This is a genomic window from Azospirillum formosense (assembly GCF_013340925.1).
Lineage (GTDB): Bacteria > Pseudomonadota > Alphaproteobacteria > Azospirillales > Azospirillaceae > Azospirillum > Azospirillum formosense.
On the sequence record NZ_WHOR01000354.1, the window covers coordinates 1 to 4,714 of the forward strand.

At 73.1% G+C, this 4,714-nt stretch carries 3 protein-coding genes; all 3 read left to right on the forward strand.

Translation table 11 applies throughout. The features are described from left to right. On the forward strand, positions 1 to 1,272 hold a 1,272-nt coding region (locus GBZ26_RS26955; protein WP_174441459.1), incomplete at its 5' end, for an ATP-binding protein. 95 nt (positions 1,273 to 1,367) lie between these two features. Beyond that, positions 1,368 to 3,890: a phosphoenolpyruvate--protein phosphotransferase gene (gene ptsP / locus GBZ26_RS26960; RefSeq protein WP_174441460.1), complete on the forward strand. Its 2,523-nt coding sequence runs from the start codon at positions 1,368 to 1,370 to the stop codon at positions 3,888 to 3,890. After that, positions 3,887 to 4,714 (forward strand): 1-phosphofructokinase family hexose kinase (locus GBZ26_RS26965; RefSeq protein WP_174441461.1); only part of this gene is annotated, 828 nt, incomplete at its 3' end. The genes ptsP and GBZ26_RS26965, both read left to right, overlap by 4 nt.

Consider the following 4,714-nt stretch of genomic DNA (forward strand, 5'->3'; position numbering starts at 1 on the left):
CTGCGCACCATGGCCGCCGTGGTCGACGTCTCCGCACGCCTGCGCGCCGAGGCCGAGCGCGAGCGGGCGGAGGAAGCCCTGCGCCATTCCCAGAAGATGGACGCGCTGGGCCAGCTCACCGGCGGCATCGCCCACGACTTCAACAACCTGCTGACGGCGATCTCCGGCAATCTGGACCTGTTGCTGTCCCGGCTGGACACCGCGGAGCGGGCGGATCTGCGCGACTATGCCACCCACGCCAAGGTCGGGGCGACCCGCGCCGCCGGGCTGACGCAGCGCTTGCTCGCCTTCGCCCGGCGGCAGCCGCTGCGCCCCGACGCGACGGAGCCCTGCGTGCTGGTCCAGGGAATGGAGGATCTGTTGCGCCGCACGGTGGGGGAGCAGGTGTCCATCGCGACCGACTGCCCGCCGGACGTCTGGGCGGCCTGGTGCGATTCCAACCAGCTGGAGATCGCCCTGCTGAATCTGGTGGTGAACGCCCGCGACGCCATGCCGGATGGCGGGCGCATCACCATCACCGCCGCCAACGCCCATCTGACGGCGGCCGATGTGGCGGACGACGCCTCCGGCGCGGCGCCCGGAGACTACGTCGTCCTGACCGTCGCCGACACCGGCATGGGCATGCCGCCCGACGTCATCAAGCGCGCCTTCGACCCCTTCTTCACCACAAAGCCGATCGGGCAGGGGACCGGGCTCGGGCTGTCGCAGGTCTATGGCTTCGTCAGCCAGTCCCGCGGGCTGGTGCGCATCGACAGCGAATCTGGGCGGGGCACCGCCGTGCGCCTCTACCTGCCGCGCTGCGACGGGGAGGAGGGCGCCGGCCTGCCGACCGGGGCCGCCGCGGCGCCCGCCGCCAACGGTGCGGAGGATGGCGTGGCGGACAACACCGCCGGAACCGTGTTGCTGGTCGAGGACGAGGCGCTGGTCCGCATGGTCGCGGTGCAGGCTCTGGAGGACGCCGGGCTGGACGTCGTCGAGGCGTCGGACGGGGCGGAGGCGTTGGAACTGTTGGACGGCGGCCTGCGCGCCGATCTGGTGGTGACCGACGTGGGGCTCCCCGGCATGAACGGCCGGCAGCTGGCCGAGGCGGTGCATGAGCGGCGGCCGGAGCTGGGCGTGCTGTTCATGACCGGCTACGCCTACGACGCCACGCTCGGCACCGGCATCCTGGAGCCGGGCTGCGAGGTGCTCCAGAAGCCTTTCGAGACCACGGTGCTGGTCGCCCGCGTCACCGGCATGCTGGCCCAAACGCGCGGCGGCGCCCCGCGCTGATCCGTCCCGGAACGCCGCTGCCACTGGCGCGTTGTTCTCCTCCAAGGAGGAGTCCGGCCCCGCGCACGGACTCCGTGCCGAGGGGAGGACGGGCGATGCTTCAGGTCTCCGAATCGCAGGTGCGCCTTGGGCTCTCGGCGCCGGACAAGACGGAGGCCATCCGCATCGCCGGGCGGGCGATGGTCGACAGCGGTCTGATCGACCCCGGCTACATCGACAGCATGCTGGGCCGCGAGGCGGTGTCCGGCACCTATCTCGGCAGCGGCATCGCCATTCCCCACGGGCTTCCCGAGGCGCGCGATCTGGTGCGGCGGACCGGCGTGGTGGTCGTCCAGTTCCCCCAGGGCGTCGATTGGGGCGGCGGGGAGCCGGCGCGGCTGGTCGTCGGCATCGCCGCCAAGTCGGACGAGCACATCGCCGTCCTGCAACGGCTGACCGGCGTGCTGGGCGATCCCGCGGAGGCCGAACGGCTGGGCGGCACGAGCGATCCGCGCGCCATCATGGCCGTGCTGAACGGAGAGGCGCCCGCATCAACCGTGCCCGCATCACCCGTGAGTGAGTCGGTCGCGGTTCCCATCGACGGAGACGCCATAGCGGTCACCGCCCCGTCGCCCCACGGGCTGCACGCCCGCCCGGCAACGGCGCTGGTCGAGGTCGCCAAGCGCTTCCGCGCGGAGATCGCCGTCCGGCACGACGGCATCACAGCCAACGCCAAGAGCCTGATTTCCCTGCTGCGGCTCGGCGCCTCGGGCGGCCAGCCGCTGACCGTCACCGCGTCGGGCGAGGACGCGGCGGCGGCGCTCCAGGCCATCCGCGCCGCCTTTGACGCGGGGTTGGATGAACCTGTCATTGCGACAGCGCCTGCGGAGGAGGCAATTCCACGGGCGGTCCCGACCGACCTCGACTATGACGGGCGGGTGATCGCCGGCATCTCCGCCTCCCCCGGCGTCTCCACCGGCCCGGTCTGGAAGTTCCAGCGCGAGGAGCTGACGGTCGCCGAGACCGCCCCCGATCCCGAGCCCCAGCACCGTCGGTTGGACCAAGCGCTCGCCGCCGCCGCCGCCGATCTGCGCAACCTGCACGAGGCGTTCTGGAAGAAGGCCGGCGCCGCCAAGGCGGCCATCTTCAAGGCGCATCAGGAGCTTCTCGACGACCCCGAGATGGTCGCGGAGGCCCACGCCCTGATCGACCGGGGCAAGAGCGCCGGCTGGGCGTGGCGCGCGGTCTACGAGGAGCGCGCCGGCACGCTGGCCCAGCTCGCCGACCCGCTGCTGGCCGGGCGGGCCGCCGACCTCCGCGACGTCGGGCGCCGGGTGCTGCGCCTGCTCGCCGTGGTGACGGAAAGCGTGGCGGCACTGCCGGACCACCCCGTCATCCTGCTGGCCGAGGACCTGGAGCCGTCCGACACGGCGAAGCTCGACCCGGCCAAGGTGCTGGGGCTGTGCACGGCGGGGGGCGGCGCCACTTCCCACACGGCGATCATCGCGCGTTCGCTCGACATCCCCGCGGTGGTCGCCGCCGGGCCGCCGGTGCTGGATCTGGAGAACGGGCGGGCGGCGATCCTCGACGGCGACGGCGGCGTTCTGGTCGCCGACCCCAGCGACCGCGACCGCGACCGCGCGGCCGAGGCCCGGGTCAAGGTGGGCGAGCGGCGGGAGGCCGAGCGGCTCGACCGCTACAAGCCGGCCATCACCACGGACGGACGGCGCGTCGAGGTCGCCGCCAACATCTCCGACCCGGCGGAGGCGGTGCAGGCCGTCGAGGCGGGCGGCGAGGGCGTCGGGCTGATGCGCACGGAGTTCCTGTTCCTTCAGCGCGACCTGCCGCCGGACGAGGAGGAGCAGTTCGCCGCCTACCGGACCATGGTGCGGGCGATGAACGGGCTGCCGATCATCCTGCGCACGCTGGACATCGGCGGCGACAAGAACGTCCCCTACCTGCGCATGCCGGCGGAGGGCAACCCCTTCCTCGGCGTGCGCGGCATCCGCCTGTGCTTCGAGCGGGAGGACCTGTTCCGCACCCAGCTCCGCGCCATGCTGCGCGCCTCGGTGGAGGGGCCGGTGCGCATCATGTACCCGATGATCGCCGCGCCCGCGGAGCTGGAGCGCGCCAAGGCGATCACCGAGGCGGTGCGGCGGGAGCTGAACGTGCCGCCGGTCGAGCTTGGCATCATGATCGAGGTGCCGTCCGCCGTGATGATGGCCGACCGGCTGGCCCGGGAGGTGTCCTTCTTCTCCATCGGCACCAACGACCTGACCCAGTATGTGCTGGCGATGGACCGGCTGCACCCGGTCCTGGCGCCGCAGGCGGACGGGCTGCACCCCGCCGTCCTGCGCATGGTGGAGCGCACGGTGGACGCCGCCCGCCGCGCCGGAATCTGGGTCGGCGCCTGCGGCGGGGTGGCCGGCGACCCGGCGGGGGCGGTGCTGCTGTCCGGATTGGGCGTCACCGAGCTGAGCGTGGCCATTCCCGCCATTCCCTCCGTCAAGGCGCGGCTGCGCGCCATCGCCATGGCCGACGCCGAACGCACCGCCCGCGAGGCGCTGGACTGCGCCGACGCGGCGGAGGTAAGGGCTCTGGTCCGTCAACGTTTCGCCGACGCCGGAGGCGTGTCATGAGCGCACCGTCCGCCCCATGCCCCGGCGTCGTCACCGTGACGCTGAACGCCGCCATCGACCAGACGCTCGACGTGCCGGGGTTCGCCGCCGGAGCGGTCAACCGCGCGGTCGCCGAGACGCGGACCGCAGGCGGCAAGGGCATCAACGTCGCCGCCTTCCTGGCCGGGGCGTCCTTGGCGGGCGGCTCCGTTCCGGTGACCGCCACCGGCTTCCTCGGCGAGGAGAACACGGCCGTGTTCGACGCGCTGTTCCGCCGCCGCGGCATCCGCGACCGCTGCCTGCGTCTGCCGGGCCGCAGCCGGGTGAACATCAAGCTGGTGGACCGCGAGGGCCGTTCCGTCACCGACATCAACCTGCCGGGCCTGCATGTCCCGGCGGAAAGCTGGCGGGGGTTGCTGACCGCGGTGGACGACCTCACCGCCGCCAACCGGACCTTCGTCCTGTCGGGCAGCGTCCCGGCGGGCGTGCCGGACACCGCTTACGCCGAGATGGTCACCGCCCTGCACCGGCGCGGCGCCTTCGTGGTGGTGGATGCCAGCGGTCCGCCGCTGCGCCACGCCGTGGCCGCCCGCCCCGACATGGTGAAGCCGAATGCGGCGGAACTGGCCGAATTGCTGGGCCGCCCGCTGAAGGATCGGGCCGAGGTGGTGCGCGCCGCCCGCGAGTTGTCGGAGTCCGGCATCGCGCTGGTCGTCGTGTCGTTGGGGGCCGAGGGCGCCGTCTTCGTGGAGGGTGGCCGCGCCCTCCTCGCCGTGCCGCCGCCCGTCGAGGTCGCCAGCACGGTCGGCGCCGGGGACGCCATGGTCTGGCTCTTATACACATCG

What these genes read in the sequence shown, in the direction of transcription:
- ptsP (WP_174441460.1), top strand. Translation starts at nt 1,368, where the DNA reads ATGCTTCAGGTCTCCGAATCGCAGGTGCGCCTTGGGCTCTCGGCGCCG.